Genomic DNA, 19,642 nt, shown 5'->3' on the forward strand with positions numbered 1-19,642 from the left:
GGATGAATCAGGAAGAACAAGTACAGGTGTATATGGATGAATTGCAGGATAGAGCCAAGTCGTTAACAGGGGTACAGCTTGAGTTGGCAAACTATGTTGTGGAGATCGCCGGGTCTACGTATTTGCGTGGAGATGAAAAGATGTTTTTGAATACAGAAAAATTGCTTGGAAGGCTGGCTGCAGAAACGCAGCAACCATTATTCCAGCCACTATTGGATGTGCTCCAGCATCTGGCGAGCGAGTCATTGGTTGCACGATTCCGTTATATAGCTGAGCGTGCGACTCGTTTCCCATATAGTAACCACTATGAACGCCGACCTTTTCGCACATCCGATCCGGAGCAGCATGTAGCACAGGTCATCCGCAAACTGATGGGATTGTTCCGAATGGAGATGAAGAATTTCTCCCTGAGTGAATATGTGTCACTTCGTGAGTACAAGCTGGATTATCTGCATGAGATCCGTTGGGTTCTGGCGGATTGTATCGCATATGAACTGGATCATCAGGGCGGAGATATGAAGCAGGCATTGCACGATATTATCTATGGTGACAATCAGACGGCGCTGTTAACCCATGAAATGATCAAAGGCATATTCATGAGCGATCAGGCAGATGCCTATCAGATGGTGGGTGAGTTGCTCGTTGCAGCAAGGTTGCAGGAAGGGTTGCGCCAAAGCATTGTGGAGCGGATGGATGAAGGAACACTGGAAGCCTATATTTACATATTAAAAATCATCATCGACAACAACCTGATCCGTTTCAGTTCGGTGGTAAGAGCACTCGCCGTATGGACGGGAATTGGCATAGAAGCAGCCAATCAGCGTGTTGCCGCACAGCTCATTGAACAAGCCCATGAGGCGCTTGTGCAACCAGAAGTACGCGAATCCTGGCAGCAGGAAGCGAACGCCAACAAGCTCTTTATCAGCCTGTGGGCGACAGCGGTCATTGAAGAGAATGAACTGAAGAGCAAGATCATCGAGATTATGGATCAAGGCCAATTATATCAGAAGATTGTTGCCCAATACGTACTGGCTAACAGCCAGAACAGAGAGCTTCGTTTGCACATTGCACGTCGTTATCTGGAGGCGCAGGATACCGAGTTGATGCACTGGATTGTGACCAACTATGATGCCATGTATATGTACAACTGGAGTTTCGAGAATGGAGAGAATCAGCGTAGTGTCTACGTGTGGCCATTGCCTGCGCTTGAAGATAAGGCTTTGAGACGTCAGGACTTTGATCAATTCAAACAGATGTTGGCTGTCATTCCAAAAGGCGGATCAGGTGGACCATCGGGTGTACTTGAGTATGTTCACTACCGGATTGATACAGATGATGTAGTGAAGAAAATGTTATATCTGGCCGCTTATGATATGGACCCGGAATGGATTGGGGAAGTCATCGCAATCAAGGACCGTTTGAGCCCAGAACTGCGCGGGGAACTGTTGTCCCAGTTTGTTCAGCATCCCGATAATGAGGTGCAGCGGCAGTTTGTGTTTGAGAGTTTGTCTGATAAAAGCATCAGTAATCGGGAAAGTGCGCTCTCCAAGGCGAAGCAGCTCACGTTGACGGTTGAAGAGATGAAACAGATGGAGGCGCTGATGAAGCTCAAGACAGGCTCACTTCGTCAGAAGGTCATCCATGTATTGTTACTACAACCCGTGGACCAATTGACGGTTTCACTGAAGCGACTTTTGCAGGCCAAGAGTGAGTTGCAGCGTCTAGGCGCGCTCGAATTGTTGACCGAGATTGCGGCAGATCCGGAGCGGGCAGATCAGCAGGAGCAATTGCAGCCATTGGCACAGCTGATTGAGACGCCAACCGCGAAGGAACAGAAGTTGCTCGATAAGCTGACGGATCAGGGGAGTCGCTATACGGCCGCTAATGGGTTTGGTTTATTCGATCCGAAGCGACGTGAGCCATTGCTGGATGAGAAGCGTGACCTCAAAGGCCACAGTCCGAAGGATATCTTTACACTTTCTCTGGATAAGACCAGACCATTCCTGCAGGGGCTCGATGAATTAGTGCATGAACACAGGGATCATGAGTATGAAGTGGAGTACTATGCTGGCTACAAAGACACGTTGTTAGTCGGAGCGAGTCTTCGCTCCAAGGTTCCGTATGGAGAGCGGAATGAAATGAAGCAGATGGAACAGTTCCCCCTACATGACGTATGGGAAAACTTTATTCAACATGCTGGGTTTAGCAGTGTAGAACTGATGCAACTATACATGGTTATACAGCTCCGGGATTTCAATGGCAAATTGAGTGACCATTACAGTTACTTCCATGATCAGTATGACTATGAAGAACTGCAAAAGATTCCGTTATTGGAAGGCTGGCGCAAGTCGTTTGCCGAACAGATCTATCCTCTGGATGACATCGAAAAGCTACAGCAGATGCTGGATTCGTTAACGTATAAGGATCAGGTAGTGGCACTGATATCGGCGGCATTTCTGGATAGCGATCCGATCGACACGTTTGAAATAGCTGAGAAAACCTGGGCCTCCATCATCGCGAGTATGCCTGCTGATCGACTCGAGAAAGAGTCAGGCATGCTTCATATTCTGACTGGACCTTGGAATTATGTGGTTCGTGGCAAAATCCATGACGATAACAGCTTCAAACGTTTCTTCCAGACAGCCTACCAGTTCGCCAGTCTTGTAGAAAATAGTCAACCGTTGTCCTTGCTGTCACTTGAAGATTTCCTGCGTGCGTACCAGCTGAACCTGATTGATGAACAGGAGATATATCGACAGGTTCTGGTCGGTGGGAATCGTCTGTTATTTATTCGGGACTTAACATCCACTCGTACAGAAGGGATCGCGAGTGATCCGAAGCTGGTTCAATTACGAGATGCGGTGGTCGATCGCATTCTGGAGATTGAGCTGACCCGGGGAGAGCTCTCTACAGAAGTGAGTACACTTGCGATGAAACTGGAACGAATTGAAGGCATGGAACACTGGGTACATCTGGTCTCGGCGATGGATCAGGATACATTTGTCCGTGGATATATCTACAGCTATGGAGACAATACAATACGCAAAGAGACGTTCAGCTATCTCATTCAGAATTGTCATCCACGGGATGGAGAAGATGAGAATCGGCTTGGAGAACTGCTCCAGAAGTATCCGGTGAATGAGAAAAAATTGCTGGAAGCAGCCATGTATGCACCACAGTGGATGGAGATTGTTGCGAAACATCTGGGATGGGAAGGACTCCGCAGTGCAGCCTGGTACTTCCATGCCCATATCAATGAACGCTTTACTGCGGAGAAAGAGACCATTGTGGCCCATTATTCGCCAATCTCACCACAAGACTTCAATGAAGGTGCGTTTGATATCGCGTGGTTCGAAGAGGCCTATGCTGCTGTCGGGGAGGAACGGTTCAATCTGTTATACGAATGCGCCAAGTACATTTCCGGGGGAGCCAATCACCGCAGATCCCAATTGTTCGCGGATGCTGCACTGGGCAAGCTTCGTCTGGACGACATGCGTGAGTCCGTGTCAGACAAGCGAAACAAAGATCATTTGTTAACCTACAGTCTAATTCCATTTGCCGTAAATCGGGAACAGGATCTGCGTGAGCGATACGACTTCATTCAGAAGTTCCTGATGCAGAGCAAACAATTCGGTGCACAGCGCCGTGCCAGTGAAGGTGTGGTATCGCAGATTGCACTGGGCAACCTTGCCCGTAATGCAGGTTATGCCGATGTTACGCGGCTGATGTGGGACATGGAAGCACGTAAGTTGGATGAGATGAAATCTTTCTTTGAACCTCATGCATTGGATGCTGACACCACAGTTCAATTGCTCATTGATGAGGAAGGCCAACCCGAGATGGTTATTGTTAGCAAAGGGAAGACCCTCAAATCTGTACCTGCCCGGTTCAAAAAAGACGGATATATCGCTGAACTGAAAGAGCTGAAATCGGATCTGGTGGATCAGTATCGCCGGGCACGACAGGAACTGGAACGTTCGATGACGGCTGGAACATCCTTTACTCGTCAGGAAATTGCCAGTCTGATGCAAAATCCGGTCATACAACCGCTGGTAAGAACACTTGTATTCCAGTCAGGTGACAAGACGGGAAGATTCGATGTATCGTCTAGCGGTCTGCTTGCTCCAGGACCAGAGGGCACGATCCAGGCATTAACAGAGCAGGATCAGCTGCTGATTGCTCATCCGCTTCATCTGTATCAGAGCGGAAGCTGGAGTGAATTCCAGCGAGATCTGTTCACTCGTCAGGAACGTCAGCCATTCAAGCAGGTATTCCGTGAGCTGTATCTTCCTAACGAGGACGAATTGGCTAATGGTACGGTGTCCCGACGATATGCCGGGTATCAGATTCAACCGAAAAAAGCAGTAGCTCTGCTTAAAGGACGTCAATGGACTGTCAGTTATGAAGAAGGTCTGCAGAAGGTAAGCTACGAGCACAACCTGATCGCAAATCTCTATGCGATGGCAGATTGGTTCTCACCGGCAGATACCGAAGCACCAACACTGGAGACAGTGCAATTCTACGATCGCAAGACCTACAAGCCTGTAGCGCTGCAAGATGTGCCGCTGACGTTCTTCTCGGAAGTCATGCGTGATATTGATCTGGTGGTCAGCGTTGCACATGTGGGAGGCGTAGATCCGGAAGCCAGCCTGACAACAATCGAGATGCGCCACGTCATTGTGAACGAGTCGTTGCGTCTGCTGAAGATCGACAATGTACGTCTGGACGGGAACTACGCACGGATTGATGGTGAATTGGGTGAGTATGCTGTTCATCTGGGTAGTGGTAATGTGTTCAAACAGGCCACAGGTGCACTTCATATCGTACCGGTGCACAGTCAGCATCGGGGCCGAATCTTCTTGCCATTCCTCGATGAAGATCCGAGAACGGCTGAGATTCTGTCCAAGGTGATGTTGCTCGCTGAAGATAAGAAGATTAAGGACCCGCAGATTCTTGCACAGTTACAAAACTAGAAATGAACGAACTAGAATTGAACCGCCCCGTGGGGCGGTTTTTTATTTGTTAATCTGGAGAAATTCCAACATAAAGGCAGCGGAAGAACCTGTTAAAAGGGACTTCAGTTGCTTTTATATTTTTGGATATTTCAATGGGGCGGATTGGTTCCGGTTTCAAATAGACTTAGGACCCAGAGCGTGTCGGCATATTCCTTAATCTGATAATTAATTGCATTAATTGGTTGAACGAGAGTGGGTCGAACCGACTGTTTTTAAAAGTAAAGAATTTGTTCGAAAGTAGTTACGGAAATGTAAATAATTCGTTTTCTTGTTTTGTTATCTGAATTATTAATATGGTGATTCCAAAGAACTAGGCTCGTTCCAAACGGTCTTTTACCAAATTTAAGGGGATGTAATTCGCAATCAGGTCGGTTAACGTTAGGAAGCGAAATCTGCTGACTTGCTTGCAGGCTGCAGTTTCAGAAGCCATGTGCAGGACGACCTGAATGCTTGAAAGACTGGGATCAAGCCAGTTTGCATTCCCTTGTATACATGTATTCAATATGTGCACAAGAAAAATGATCAAGAGAGAAGGAGAGCTTACAACATGAACAGAAGACTCAATCTGATTTTCCTCAAACGATGGTTTATGCTATTAATCATCGTGGCGGTTGCGGCCATGCCGCTACACGCTTTCGCCGCGGAGGCGGAATCTGGGGCTAATCGACCTTGGATGAACAAATCCTTGTCTGCGGAGGAACGCACCGAGCTGCTGCTCAAGGAGATGACGCTGGAGGAGAAAGTTGGATTCGTAACTGGTAAAGTCAATAACTATTATGGTTTCTATAATGATGGATTGGAGCGCCTCGGTATTCCGGCATTACAGATGGCAGATGGACCCGCAGGGGTACGTGTAGCCAACCCGGATGTGCAGGACAAAAAGTCCACGGCGCTGCCTGCACCGATCGCCCTTGCGGCTTCCTGGGATACCGATCTTGCCAAGAAATATGGCGATCTGATCGGTCAGGAAGCACATGATACAACACATAATGTAGTGCTTGGTCCTGGGCTGGACATTGCACGTACACCATGGGGTTCCCGGAACTTTGAATCGCTCGGGGAAGATCCGCTACTGGCTTCCGGCATGGGTGCAGCGTATGTGAACGGGATTCAAAGTAATCCGGTTATCGCTACTGCGAAGCACTATATCCTGAACAACCAGGAGACGGAACGTTTCACGACCAATGCAACAGCCAGCGAACGTGCCATTCAGGAAGTCTATGCACGTCCGTTCCAGGCGATGGTCGAAAAAGCGGATCTTGGTTCGGCCATGTGTTCATTTAACCAGGTGAACGGTACATATGCTTGTGAGAACAAGGAGATGCTGACGGATGTCCTTCGGGATCAGTTTGGCTTCGAAGGGTTCGTCATGAGTGACTACGGTGCAAACTTCAGCACAGCCAAGTCCGCCAATGCGGGTCTGGATCTGGAGACACCTGGGGAGCCGTATGGCAAATGGGGAGACAAATTGCTGGAAGCCGTGAACAATGGCGAAGTCAGCGAGCAAACCATTGATGAGAAGGTTAGACGCATTTTGCTTCAAATGTTTGATAAAGGGCTGTTCGATAACCCTGTAACGAATACACAAATCAATGCCAAGAAAGACGGTAAACAAGCACGTGAAATTGCGGAAGAGAGCATGGTTCTTTTGCAAAACGACGATAATACGCTGCCACTTTCTAAGAAAAATGTGAAATCCATCGCTGTCATCGGACCGGATGCAGATAACGCATCTGCTGCTGGTGGAGGTAGCAGTCTGGTTAACCCAACGTATACCGTAAGTCCACTGCAAGGCATTCGTAACCGTGCCGGAAACGGTGTGGATGTTAAATATGCAGCCGGAACCGATCCAATCTCCGCAGGAGATGCATTTAATGGACCGTCGGCCGTACCTTCCACTCTTTTATCACCTGGGGATGCTCAGGAAAGTGAAAGAGACTATGGTACAGATCGTGCGGAATACGGTCTGCGTGCTGAATACTGGACGAATAAAGACATGGAGGGTAACCCTTCGTTGGTTCGTACAGATAATCAGGTCAACATGAATCTTGGATTCTACAACTATGAAGGGTTTAATGCACAATCTTCCAAGCTTCCAGTGACACCAACGAAGTTCAATGCCAAAATGTCCGCTCGTTGGACAGGGGCAATTACGGCGCCTCAAACGGGTGAATATAAACTTTCCCTGACCAGTCTCGGTTCTGCGAAACTGTATGTGGATGATGAGCTACTCGTAGACAATCAAGGTGAAACACTGAGTACAACGAAGAAAGAAATCACGTTCAAAAAAGGCGAGTCCCACAATATTCGAATTGAGTATCGTACGGATTTCCCGGTACAGACCAATCATGATATGGGCGCACAGGTTCGTTTTGGCTGGGAAGCTCCAGAAGACGCTGTTGATATCAAAATGCAAAAAGCAGTCGATTTGGCGAAAAAATCAGATGTTGCCGTCGTGGTAACACGTACGTATGACAGTGAAGGTTATGTAGACCGTTCTGATCTGGAACTGCCAAATAATCAGGAGCAGCTGATTCGCAAAGTAGCGGCAGCCAATCCAAAAACGATCGTGGTGCAAATGAGTGGTCGCGCTGTCGAGATGGACTCCTGGCAAAAAGAAGTGCCATCCATCGTTCAGGCTTGGTACGCAGGTCAGGAACAAGGTAATGCAGTGGCACGTGTGCTGTTCGGTGATGTGAATCCATCTGGTAAGTTGCCGGTGACGTTCCCATCAGATGATTCCCAGACCCCTGTATCCACTGCGGAACAATTCCCAGGTGTGAATGGGGTGGGTAACTACTCCGAGGGTATTTTTGTAGGGTACAAAGGATATGACAAAGAAGGCATGACACCGGCGTTCGCCTTTGGACACGGACTGTCGTATACCGATTTTAATTATCGTAATCTGCATGTGAAAAACACAGGCAAAGGGGACAAAGAAACCGTAGAAGTATCCCTGAACCTGCGCAATACCGGTAAGGTTGCCGGTGCAGAAGTCGTACAGGTCTATGTCGGCAATCTGCCAACCAAAGTTGAAACACCAGAGAAACAACTTGCTGGCTGGGCGAAGGTCGATCTGAAGGCAGGCAAGCAACAACGGGTTAACATTCAACTGGATCGTAGCGCATTGTCCTACTGGGATGAAACATCGCATGAATGGGTAATGCCTAAGGGTAAAGTCCAGGTGTATGTCGGCAGCGCGTCGGATGATATCCGTCTGACAGGCAGTGTGAATATCGGAAGCAAATCCGGTAAATAAAAGTGCAATAAGGGAGATCGAAAAGCTGTTCTTCCCATTGAATATATCTGTGTGAAATGGAGTTTGTTCTAATTTATATATAGCGAAATGAGTCGTGGCCGAATGGCCGCGGCTTTTTCCACAATGGAAGGAGAGTGAAGCGTGATGAGCATAGGCTCGCGAGAGCATCCCAGACGATGGATCATCCTGTTAATCGCTGTTTGTTGTGTCGGTGCAGGAATTTGGCTTATCCTCAACCGAAATGTACAATCCATTCCTCCACCGATTACGGACAAAGAGACAGCGGCTGAAGTCTGGTTAACCACGAGAGATCAGCAAAATCTGCTTACACCACAGAAACCCATTTCAATTACAAATCACCATGATGCAGACACAAGCACTTCAGAATCTACAACGCAGGAGTCTGATACTTCCCCGTCAGAGTTTACGATACAGATTGACCCGGACAAGACATATCAGACCATGGATGGATTTGGCGCAGCGATGACGGGTTCGTCAGCACATCTGATTAATCGGCTTCCAGTGGAGCAGCAAGAGCAACTGCTGAAGGAACTGTTTACGACGGAAGGGCTGAACATGGATATGGTGCGTCATACAATTGGCGCTTCCGACTATTCGGTAGATGAATCAGGTGAGGCTTCAAGTTATACCTATGATGATATCGAATCCGGAACCGATTATGACATGCAACACTTTTCGATCGATAAGGATCAGGAAGTTGTGAATATGTTGGAGCGTGTAGCTGGTCTTAAAACGGACCTTAACGTACTGGGCACACCGTGGACGGCCCCGGCCTGGATGAAGTATGGGGAGAAGACCACTAACGGCTGGTATCTGGATTATAACGATCCCCAGGTGTATGAAGCTTACGCGAGATATTTTGTGAAATATATCGAAGCTTATCAGGCAAAGGGCATTCCCATCTACGGGATCACGTTGCAAAATGAACCGGAGTTCACCTCGGATAAATATCCGAGCATGAGTATGGGCGCCGAAGAACAAGCCAGGTTCATTCGGGATTATCTCGGCCCGGCGCTACAAGATGCGGGACTTGATACGCGAATCATCGCTTATGATCATAACTGGGATCAGGCGGTCGAATATACCAGCAAGGTGCTCGGTGATGAGCAGGCTGCTGCCTACATCGATGGATCTGCTTTCCATTGTTATGCAGGTGATCCATCTGCCATGTCGGAAGTGCATGATCGCTTCCCGGACAAACATATTTATTTTACCGAATGCAGTGGTGGGGAGTGGAGTCCTGATTTTGGCGAGAATCTGAGTTGGCAGATGTCCAATCTCATCATTGGTGCGCCGCGCAACTGGGCGAAGAATGTGCTGCTCTGGAACATTGCACTCAATCCGCAAGGTGGTCCCACGAACGGTGGCTGTGAGAACTGCCGTGGGGTTGTGACGATTGACCCGGAGCGTGATGAAATCACTAGAAATGTCGAATATTATGCGCTAGGCCACATCAGTCGTTATGTACGTCCGGGAGCCGTAAGGATCGATTCCTCACAAGAGCAAGGCAAGATCGAGAACGTAGCTTTCCGCAATCCGGATGGAACGATCGTGCTGGTTGCAGCTAACACGGGTGAGGTAGAAGTTTCCTTTGATGTAGTTATGGACGGAGATTCGTTTCAATATGTACTGCCTTCCCAATCGGCAGCAACCTTCCGTTGGAATCCAAAAATGGGAGTAGAACGTTGACTCAAGCTTGGAAATTATGGGTACAGATTGAATGATGGACATGGTAAAATACACGTAGAGTTATTTCAAATTTGATGTATTAAATAAGTCCGATCTCAAGATCGGGCTTTTACATAACTTTTTACTTTTAGTAGAAAAGGAAAATACGTTGGACAGGTTAGTCGTTGCATATCGGGAACAGGATCATGACAAGTTGGTCGAGATCTGGGAGTGCTGTTCGAGAGACAGCATCATCGGATAACCTCGGGATATAAATGACCAGGATGAGGAGTGTGCAGGATGACACAGATCAAGGTGACACCGGAACAACTGGAGACGGTCAGTGGGCAGTTTGCTCAGGCGCATCAGCAATTATCGGGCTTCATGTCCACGCTGGATAGCAAGATGAGTGTCATGCGCAGCAACTGGGATGGCATGGAGCGGGAGCGTTTTTATAACGATTATTCAACAGCTCAAGGCACGATGAAATCTGTTCTGGAACTGGTTCTGTCCATTCAGTCGGAGCTTAAGAAAATTGCCGAACGCTTCCGCACGACAGATGAAGAGGCGGTGAGCCAGGCAATCATGACGGCGCTGACCGCAGCGCAGGCGCTATCAACCATGGGCAAACATAAAGGTGACGCTCTAGACAAAACGCCAGGCCCACCAAAGAACATGGATGAATGGGATGAGAAGGATGCCGAGAAGTACCAAAACTATGAGGAAATGCTGAAGAAAGCCAAAGAGGTGGGTGATGAAGAACTGGCGCAGCAGATTCAGGCCAGCATGAACATCATTCGGCTTCAGTATGAAGATGTAATCTATCAGACTGACCCCAATACGGGCAAGACGGTGAAAATTACCGAGGATTCCATCGTGGGTACGTATCAGGTGAAAAGCGACAAGGGCGAAACGACCACCATCAGTCTGGATAAACAGGGCAATGTGGTGGACTATAGCAAGGATACGGAAAAGTATAAGTATTCGGAGCAAACGCACACGACCAGTCAAGGAGAGCATCTCTTTGGCAAAGTGGCCCAAACGGCTACAGCCTACGGCATTGGTCTGCTGCTCACAAGCAAGACGGGCTCTGCCTTTACCGAACACGCCACTGGACTCGGTTCTTCCTTCGTTGCGGACAAGTTCCTGTTCTCTGTGCCGGAAGAAGGCGAGACACGTACGATGATCTACCGGACCAATAAGGATACGGGCAAAATGGAAAATATGATCGTGGTCACGCGCGGCGACAACGATATTGAATATACTCCGTGGCGGGATTACTATTAAGCCACGGATGGGGGCGACAAGCAGGCAACCCAGGAGTACCTGGTTGCGGCCTGCTTGTCGCCCCACAGCATGGAGCCATGTGGCTGTGTATCACATGGCTATGCTTGTGGAGGGCAGGCGGCTTATCCATGAGCCTGCCCATAGAGAAACACCCCGGCAACCTTCTCCCTGAGATGGGAAGGTTGCCGGGGTGTTTTGGGTTAATCTTACCGATTAGCCACGGTCAACGGACCGTGCTAAAGGGAGTCTTTTTTGCCAAAGCTTAATGCGTCTCTTCATCCAGAAACGGTTTGTTCACCGCATAATACATAAAGCCCATCAGCAGCACACCGCCCACCAGATTACCCAAGGTCACGGGAACTAGGTTGTGAATCACGCCTTCGAATGAGATTGTCCCCGGATGGTTCAGCACAAGCGCAATCGCGAACGTACACATATTGGCGATGCTGTGCTCATATCCCGAGATGAAGAAGCAGAAGACAAAGAGCATCATGGCGAACATTTTGGCTCCATTCTCCTTCATGAACATCGGTACAAAGAATGCCATACATACGAGCCAGTTACACAGGATTCCCCGGAAAAAGAGCTGCATGGTTGGAACTTCCATTTTGTGTTCTACCACGCTTAACAGAAACCCATTCACTTGAGACGAGTCGAACAATCCAGTCAGGTAGATTAACAGGGCAAACACGGCTGCACCCATAAGGTTACCGCTATAACTCGCAATCCACAGCTTGACCACTTCAAACCAGCGCAGTTTCTTCCGCAGCGCCGCATACGTGTAATAGAACGTATTGCCCGTGAACAGGTCACCACCGCCATAGGCGATCAGGATGATAGCCGCACCAAACGTAATTGCCGCCATCGGATAGGTGAATGGGGACTGCTCCATATAAAAGAAGTTACCTGTCTTAAACGCCACGATGACGCCGAATCCGATAAACATACTGGCCAGCATGGAGCGTGCAAGGTACCTGATTAAGCTTTGTTTGTAAATCTTGTGTTTCTTCAAAGCTAGTTGTTCCACATTGCGTAGAGCTTCCGTTTCCATAATTCTCCTCCAATAGCATGATGTCTTGCTTACCATTATAACGAAATTATGGAAATTGGGGAGGGGGAAGCTTGGATTAGTGATTATTTAACCGGATATGGATACATACAGGATCTGAGAATCTCGATCTTTTGATCCTCAGTCCGTTCACGCGGTGCCAATTCTTCTGCATAAGAACGTTCCAGCTTGGCGCGCATGAAACGCTCTGCATGTTCGTTTGGACGAGAGTGAAGTTCTTTGGCGTACTCACCAAATGCGCTGACATCCCGTACCTTCTCCAGCACGCTGTTCAGCAGAGGACTACCCGAATAGAGCAGGGATTCAGTCTCTTCGCATTCAAACTTGAGAAACATAATGGCTTTCTGCAGTGCATTGATTTCACCTTGGGTAAGGTAAACAGGCTGCGTAGTGTCTTCTTTAGATTCAGTGAAATCAGGCTGTTCATTACTATTTTGATTTGTAACTGACATCCGAGTGCTTACCTCCTGACTGAAATTAGGACTGGGGCGGAAGGAGAATAGGACGGGCAGCCAGCACTTCTTCCACAATCTGTTCAGGCGTCAGGTCTCGGTCATCCCAGTAAATCAGATTGCTGATCTCTGCATGCGGCATCTGCTGCTGTAGCTCCGTCAACATGTCATCCAATTCCGCTTATCTCCATTCATTTGCACAAAAATAATATGTACAATAATAAATGAATTATAGCTTAGTAATAGAGAGTTTTATGAATTTTCTCTAAAATGCTATTGTACAAAAATATCAAAATGTTATTATAGTAAACATAGTATATCCAACATATTACATTTTTACAATCTTGTACAAAAGTAAAATTCTATTGGAGGACACATGGCCAATTCAAAATCGTCTACTATTATTACTCTTCAAAATTTTAAATTTATTATGATTTCTGTTTGGATTGATTGGGGGACATTAAGTGATGGCAAAATTATAAAAAAGCAATTTGCAGCAATCGCGTTAAAAAATTTAACAACGGATACTCATATCGTCCATCCATTTACAGATTTTATCTTAAACTACTGGCAGGCAAGAAAGTTCAACACTCAGAGGAAGCATGCACTGAATACAGTGAAATTTCTTAACTACTTACTATTTAATAAACGTAATATGAATATTCGGTCGCTAGCTGATTTGACTCTTATGGAAGGTAATTATTTTCTGAATTCACTTACCTCCGAGGGACAATCTAGGGGATCAGTAAAAGACAATGAAAGGACACTTACATATTTATATCTTTGGTTAAGTATTAAGGGTGTAGGCACCCTAGAAGAAACCAAATTTAATAAAAAAGAAACGCATTATGGAAAATACTATTATGAATCCCCCTTTCAGGTTATTTACCCGGATCATCGTCCATCAAATGTGGAGCATGCATTCCCCATTCGATACATACCTCTATTGTTTGAAATAGCCATCCTCGTGGCAAGACCAATTGCGCTCGGAATCTATCTACAAATGTTTGGTGGGCTGCGAGTTGGTGAAATTGTAAATTTAAAACGCACTCAGCTAAGAAGAAGAGTAGCGAATGGAGATTTCCTTTTTGAAGTTAAGGATCAAAACTTCCGTTCTGACCTTAAAGATAGTTCCGGTAGCAACAGTGTAAAACGTAGTAGAAAACAAAGAGTTTTTCAAATTAGGGATTGGGGTGAGTCCCTATTCAATGATCATATTGAATTGTTTGCACCAACGGATAAAAGCAACGCTCTCTTTGTAAACAGAGATGGTAAATCGATGTCTGGACGTAGTTATCGTCAATACTTTGATAAATTAAAAAGGAGTTTCATCGAATACTTAAAATTACATGGAGATAGCGATGATAAACTGATTGCCCACCATTTGAGTATGATGAGTTGGTCCACCCATATTGGAAGAGGAACTTTTACAAATATGTTAGCTGAGCTAGCTGAAAATCCATACGATATAGCATTTCCTCGTGGCGACAAAAGCCTTCTTTCCTCTCTCTCTTATATGTCTAGAACAGAACGGATGCGAAAGAAATTAGAAGAGAAATTTAATAATATGCATGGATTGTATATTCCAAAATTGATTGAAAAAAGTAAAAATCAAAAGGAGTACTAAAGATATGCACGATACATCCGAATATCTCACTAAATCAGAACTCGCAAGTGTCTTAAATGTCACCTATGGCACCGTTTCAAAATGGATTTCTGATGGGAAAGTGCCATCAATCATAAAAATTGATAAAAAATCCTTAATACCAAAGGAAACCATCCCTTTAATAAAAAAAAACATTGGATATATAAATATAGATGAGTACATGCGTCAAGAAGAATTCCTTCGACTCTTTAAAATCAGTCCTGAAACATTTTTGAATTGGATTAAAAAAGGATGGATTAAGGACAATGTTCGTTATCGTTTGATAACCTATATTCCCCTTAGCTCCATAGATGAGATAAAAAAGTTGAGCGGTTATGTGAATGAGGATGATTATATAAACGTCAAACAATTAAGTGAAATTCTATATACTAATCCAGAGAAAATATTCAGACTCATTAAAAGTGGCTTGATTGTAGATTTCCGTAACTACAAAGATAAATATCTCTTTAAAATGGATTCTATTGAGGAGATTAAACAAAATATCGGATATTATCCTGCCTTTAATCCAAATGAATATTTTAGAATAAATCAGGTTAGGGCTAAATTAAATATAGACTTTAATTTTCACTATTGGAAATCAGAGATACCGTATATTTTGCATATGGGAAATCCATATATACATACTAAAGATTTAAAACTTATCTTCGAGCTGAAAGATAAAAAGAAGCCTAAAAATTCACCTTCAATTCCAGGGATAGAAAACTATGTGAGTACTAAAGAAGCTTCTGAATTGTTGAAAATTACTCAGTCTATGGTGACATATCTTATAAACTCCGGAAAAATCAAAGAGGCTATTAAAGTTCCGTCCAACATTAGCCAGGCTAGATGGATGATTCCGATGGAATCGATCGACGATTATAAGCAATCTCAAATATCTTCACTAAAGTATAAGAAGACAATTCTTATCCCTCCCAATACACTTAGTCTGAAGATGATAGCCGAAAAGACTGGAGTGTCTCAGAAATCACTGCAAGTGAAAATTAAAAATAAACAAATTTTTGCAAATGCGCAAAAGATTAAAGGTATGTATTATATACCGGTTGAAGAGGTCAATCATTTTATCGAGAATACTTACGAACAATACTACAATAAAAAGGTAGATATTTATACGAATAAAGACGCTTTAGATGAACTATTACACTATATGACTTTTTTTTCATTACCATCTCATCTAGGAAAAACGGCAGACCTGTTTACAGAGTTTTGTACAATTAACTTGAGTAAGCTAAGAGGAAATCCAAGACACGTTCGTAACCTTTTCAATTGTTACAAATTTGTGTTCGAGACATTAAGGTCACAAAACATAAATTTACATGAGTTGAGTGTAAGTGTATTAGACCACATCATATTTAAACACATGAGTAACCAGCATACTAAACGAATTTTCATTTCATTTTATTACTATTGTTATTCCAGTTGTAATCTTCCTGTTCCGAAACAATACGTAGTATCAAGAATAAACAACAATAAAAACAAGGAAAAAGAAATATATTCGCCTGAAACATTTTATTCCTTCTATCGGTATGTAAAGGATGTAACGTTGCACTTACCTAATGCCATTTGTGATGACTATTATGCAAATATGTGGGCCTTTACAATAATGCACCTTACAAACGCATGGAGAGCCTCAGATATTGTTTTTAAGACTCCTAATCTCGACCTCTCCACAATTCAGATACATTCGCTTGATTGGTTTAACAACAATGCATTAACACAGACGCAGTGCCAAAAAGTTATTAATCAATTATATTTGCTATTTCGCTCAATCAAGACAAGTAAAACAACTGCTTTTGTTACATTTTTAGTCGAGCCGGACTTGGTGGAACCATTATCGACAGCATTGATTGTTTGTGAATTGCATAGACAGAAAAACGGGAACTCATTTCTTTTTGAATCTTTCATTAAGGGAACAAGAATTAAAACGGTAGCTACATCAGGGAAACCCCATCATCAACATTTTTTCAAGTGGGATTCGACACTTGAACCCTTTAAAAGTTTGAAGTTTAACAATAGTACTCTGACTTACTTTTTTTATAGTATTAGTGATGAAGACGGGAATGATTCTGATGTTGCACTAGAACTAACTCAAAGGGTAAGGTCCCACAACAGGGCTGAAAGCACGGCTATTTATGTTCAAGCTACAAACAAAGACGGGAGCTTGAATCAGGTATCTTCCAATCTATTCCGACGAGGACACTTTGGATGGTTATATAATTATTTGATATTATTGGCCAGCGAAAGTGATGTTACATCCCGAACAATGGAAGATAAAACACTGGCAATTTCAGCGATTCGAAATCAATTAGCTAGTCCAATGAACACCGAATTATGGGCTCAATTTCTCTTGCAGATAGGACAAAAACGAATTTCTGTTATGTCGAGATTGGCAAAGCAAAGTAAAGAAAGCTTGATTGAATTAATAGTGAAGATTTTTAAAGGAGAAATGCCTTCTAAAACGGAAAACGCCCAGTGTATCACATCTCCAAGATGTGAATATCCACGATTGAATTCATGTTATTCATGCGCCAATATAATTCCGAAAAATTACTTATTTATTGAGCTTAGTGGTGAGTTTGATCGGTTAATTAATTCGATTGAAAGCACTGATCATGATGCCATTCGTAAAAAAGAGTCTTACTTCCTTTTAAATTTACTCGTACTTCTTGATGAAGGGATCGACTTTTTTGGTGAGGATTATATTGAGGCTTTCTTAAATATAGAATATGTTCGCGGGAAACTCAGCCAATTGGCAGACAAAATATATATTGAATAAGGTGGATATTTTGGAATACAAACTGTCTCAAGAATTGATTGGACAATCAATAGTAAGCGTGATCGAGCAAGTACATTACAATAAAATGGAAAATAGTATATATTTGAATACTTTTTCTACCCTAAAAGAAAATGGATATATCGTGGCAGATTCTTTCCATGACCGCATATGGACTTTGCCGTGCGAAATAAGGGCAAATGATTTTCATCTTGTATTTGACCTTGACTTATATAGGGACCTAAATGAAGCGGTAAAGGCCTTTATCACCTTACGGAGATCATCTGGGGTAAGCGCACATAAGTGTTATGATGAAGTCCAGGTGCTTAAAAAATTTATTAGGTTATCCAATGGTTTGAAGCAAACGAATAACTTGAAAGACAAGTTGTTTTCAATGTCAGAACAACGGGCCTATGCTATTTCGAATGTATTGAAGAACTTTATTAGCTTCTATTCCTTCGAACAAGAAGAGGAACTATTAAGGATCTGTAGCAGTATTCCTTTCGCAACATATGAAAATAGACGTTTGCCACACTTCCACGATGTACTTGTTTTCAATGATATTGTAAATGATTTTTTTCAAACTAAACCAATAGAAACTACCTTGAAATTTATGCCTATTATGTTTTGGTGGCTTATCACGAATATATTGCCTCAGAGACCGACTGAGCTGCTTTTAATGAATATAGACTGCCTTGAATATAGAAATAATGAATCTATATGGCTTAAAGTTCCTAGAATCAAAAGAGAAAATGATTCACCAGATAGAGTTATTCATTATGATTCAATACAAATAGACTTAAAAACCTATGAATTAATCTCATTCTACAAAACAAAGCTAATTGGATTTGGTATTGAGGATGAATACCTTTTTCCTAGAGATTTTTATCAGATGTTTCGCAAAAGTCCAAAACGTCAAGCCTTTAATCGAATGACATTATACAATTTTGAGGTGTTACTGCAGGAGTTTTATAGCGAGGTTGTGCAAGGTGTATATTTGGAGTCAAACCTTGATGAAATTAAGCCTGGAGATACCAGACATTTCGCAATTATCAATATGTTTCTACAGGGATTCAATATGCTCTCTATCGCTAGAATGGCTGGACATGATGTTATTGCCACACAGGAGAATTATTATTCACATGCGGAACATTTCTCTCAATCGTATGTCTATGTATTGGCTCAAAAGATACTAGAACGTAAGATTTCAGATACTATGCCTGAAGGATTTATTGGATGGAGACGAGATGCATATGATAGAGGAAAAATTTACAATACCCAAGACACAATGGATATGTTAAAAGTAGACTACGGTTATTGTAAGGAAATGAAAGAAGTCTTCCCTTCTTCGTGTGTTGAAGACTGTAGGCTATGCAACAACTACGTTTTTAAACCAGATATTGATAAATACGAACAAGGGATTGAATGGCTGCAGGACTTCTCTGGTATGCTCAATCAACGAATGAATGAAATTCACCTAATAATGAGGGAACAATGCAGTGCATCTCCCCTATCAAAGCATCCTTATTCTGATGAAATTTCAAAGACCAATTCAATGAAACTTGTAAAAAACATGAATCAAAAAGCGATAATTGAATCGATTTTGATGGAGGAAAAAAGGTATGACTAAAAAAAAAGAAGGACGAGCTGGTAAAGGTAGGCCTTCTAATTATACTGACAAACAACTCAAGGAAATTGCTTTGGATATTAAAAAGAAATATAAAGGTAAAAAGCTAACTTACCTTTTATTAGAGAAGGAAACCGGCATCGGAAGGAATACGTGGAGTAGACGTATTCCTGATACACTAGAAACATTAAACACTCCTGTTAGAATGCCGATTGGAATATCTGAACGTGATGATGTTTACTTTCCAAATATTGAACAGATTTTTGACTTCTATAAGAATGACAAAAACAAAATAATTAATGAGTTTTATTTCATCGAAAAGGCATTCTACGAGCTTCATAGTAAGGTTAACAATTTGGAAGAAGAGCTGAATCGAAGAAAAGATTACAGTGCTGAATTAAAAATGAAGAACGATGAAGTACGATTATTGCGATCACAGGTAAGACATTATGAACAGTTATACAATCAACAAATGATCTCAAGTACCTTTTCTCACATACAATTACCAAACCAGATGAAAGAAAATTTATTACAGTTTGATAAAAACAACAAGAAACATATGAGTTTAGAAAATTTAGAAAGCCTTTTTGAAACGGAAGAATCGGATCTCTCCGAAAAAAATTCAAGTCTATCTAAGATGGAAGCCAAGTACCGTAACATATTCAAAAGAGACCACTAGGGTACGAGCTATGAGAGTCTATTTATCCAAATATCGAGGTTAACAAATACTATGTTGAATGCGAACAAGATGCTTGTTATTTGAAGTATTGGCTCTTTCTCATTGTAAGAATATGAAAATTGGATGCTT

The 19,642-nt window shown here is 43.3% G+C and carries 11 protein-coding genes; 8 read left to right on the top strand and 3 right to left on the bottom strand.

The window, feature by feature from the left end; translation table 11 throughout:
- Nucleotides 1-2 precede the first annotated feature (2 nt).
- From NYE45_RS04470 to NYE45_RS04485, 4 genes are all read left to right on the top strand, one after another.
- On the top strand, nt 3-4,973 hold the full coding sequence (locus NYE45_RS04470) for a DUF4132 domain-containing protein (RefSeq protein ID WP_340015773.1): 4,971 nt from the start codon (nt 3-5) through the stop codon (nt 4,971-4,973).
- 589 nt (nt 4,974-5,562) lie between these two features.
- Nucleotides 5,563-8,274, top strand: coding sequence for a glycoside hydrolase family 3 C-terminal domain-containing protein (locus NYE45_RS04475; protein ID WP_340015774.1), 2,712 nt, complete (start codon nt 5,563-5,565; stop codon nt 8,272-8,274).
- 144 nt (nt 8,275-8,418) lie between these two features.
- The gene (locus tag NYE45_RS04480) at nt 8,419-9,984 is read left to right on the top strand and encodes a glycoside hydrolase family 30 beta sandwich domain-containing protein (protein ID WP_340015775.1); all 1,566 of its coding nucleotides are present in this window, start codon (nt 8,419-8,421) and stop codon (nt 9,982-9,984) included.
- A gap of 279 nt (nt 9,985-10,263) precedes the next feature.
- Nucleotides 10,264-11,250: a WXG100 family type VII secretion target gene (locus NYE45_RS04485; RefSeq protein ID WP_340015776.1), complete on the top strand. Its 987-nt coding sequence runs from the start codon at nt 10,264-10,266 to the stop codon at nt 11,248-11,250.
- Nucleotides 11,251-11,512: 262 nt separating this feature from the next.
- On the opposite strand, the gene NYE45_RS04490 is transcribed toward NYE45_RS04485, so the two are convergent.
- The 3 genes from NYE45_RS04490 to NYE45_RS04500 all read right to left on the bottom strand — a co-directional run bounded on the left by NYE45_RS04490 (nt 11,513) and on the right by NYE45_RS04500 (nt 12,937).
- Nucleotides 11,513-12,301, bottom strand: a complete 789-nt coding sequence (locus NYE45_RS04490; protein ID WP_062837512.1) for a formate/nitrite transporter family protein — start codon at nt 12,299-12,301, stop codon at nt 11,513-11,515.
- Nucleotides 12,302-12,384: 83 nt separating this feature from the next.
- Nucleotides 12,385-12,771 (bottom strand): hypothetical protein, encoded by a 387-nt coding sequence (locus NYE45_RS04495; RefSeq protein ID WP_340015777.1) that lies wholly within the window; start codon nt 12,769-12,771, stop codon nt 12,385-12,387.
- Nucleotides 12,772-12,796: 25 nt separating this feature from the next.
- Nucleotides 12,797-12,937, bottom strand: coding sequence for a hypothetical protein (locus tag NYE45_RS04500; RefSeq protein ID WP_340015778.1), 141 nt, complete (start codon nt 12,935-12,937; stop codon nt 12,797-12,799).
- 210 nt (nt 12,938-13,147) lie between these two features.
- Between NYE45_RS04500 and NYE45_RS04505 the strand changes: the two genes are divergently transcribed.
- From NYE45_RS04505 to NYE45_RS04520, 4 genes are read left to right on the top strand one after another with little or no spacing between them, the layout of a single operon-like run.
- Nucleotides 13,148-14,398, top strand: coding sequence for a hypothetical protein (locus NYE45_RS04505; protein WP_340015779.1), 1,251 nt, complete (start codon nt 13,148-13,150; stop codon nt 14,396-14,398).
- A 4-nt stretch (nt 14,399-14,402) separates the two neighbouring features.
- Entirely contained in the window at nt 14,403-17,210 is a 2,808-nt protein-coding gene (locus NYE45_RS04510; RefSeq protein WP_340015780.1) for a helix-turn-helix domain-containing protein, read from the top strand.
- 1 nt (nt 17,211) lies between these two features.
- The gene (locus NYE45_RS04515) at nt 17,212-18,837 is read left to right on the top strand and encodes a hypothetical protein (RefSeq protein WP_340017304.1); all 1,626 of its coding nucleotides are present in this window, start codon (nt 17,212-17,214) and stop codon (nt 18,835-18,837) included.
- On the top strand, nt 18,830-19,513 hold the full coding sequence (locus NYE45_RS04520; protein WP_340015781.1) for a hypothetical protein: 684 nt from the start codon (nt 18,830-18,832) through the stop codon (nt 19,511-19,513). Before NYE45_RS04515 ends, NYE45_RS04520 begins: the two co-directional genes overlap by 8 nt.
- Nucleotides 19,514-19,642 lie beyond the last annotated feature (129 nt).

This window comes from Paenibacillus sp. FSL K6-1318 (assembly GCF_037976905.1).
Taxonomy (GTDB): Bacteria; Bacillota; Bacilli; order Paenibacillales; family Paenibacillaceae; genus Paenibacillus; species Paenibacillus amylolyticus_A.

Bases quoted from the DNA above. Each gene is read 5' to 3' on its own strand.
- NYE45_RS04475 (WP_340015774.1), top strand. From the start codon at position 5,563: ATGAACAGAAGACTCAATCTGATTTTCCTCAAACGATGGTTTATGCTA.
- NYE45_RS04500 (WP_340015778.1), bottom strand. From the start codon at position 12,937: ATGTTGACGGAGCTACAGCAGCAGATGCCGCATGCAGAGATCAGCAAT.
- NYE45_RS04495 (WP_340015777.1), bottom strand. From the start codon at position 12,771: ATGTCAGTTACAAATCAAAATAGTAATGAACAGCCTGATTTCACTGAA.
- NYE45_RS04485 (WP_340015776.1), top strand. From the start codon at position 10,264: ATGACACAGATCAAGGTGACACCGGAACAACTGGAGACGGTCAGTGGG.
- NYE45_RS04470 (WP_340015773.1), top strand. From the start codon at position 3: ATGAATCAGGAAGAACAAGTACAGGTGTATATGGATGAATTGCAGGAT.
- NYE45_RS04480 (WP_340015775.1), top strand. From the start codon at position 8,419: ATGAGCATAGGCTCGCGAGAGCATCCCAGACGATGGATCATCCTGTTA.
- NYE45_RS04505 (WP_340015779.1), top strand. From the start codon at position 13,148: ATGGCCAATTCAAAATCGTCTACTATTATTACTCTTCAAAATTTTAAA.
- NYE45_RS04510 (WP_340015780.1), top strand. From the start codon at position 14,403: ATGCACGATACATCCGAATATCTCACTAAATCAGAACTCGCAAGTGTC.
- NYE45_RS04490 (WP_062837512.1), bottom strand. From the start codon at position 12,301: ATGGAAACGGAAGCTCTACGCAATGTGGAACAACTAGCTTTGAAGAAA.
- NYE45_RS04520 (WP_340015781.1), top strand. From the start codon at position 18,830: ATGACTAAAAAAAAAGAAGGACGAGCTGGTAAAGGTAGGCCTTCTAAT.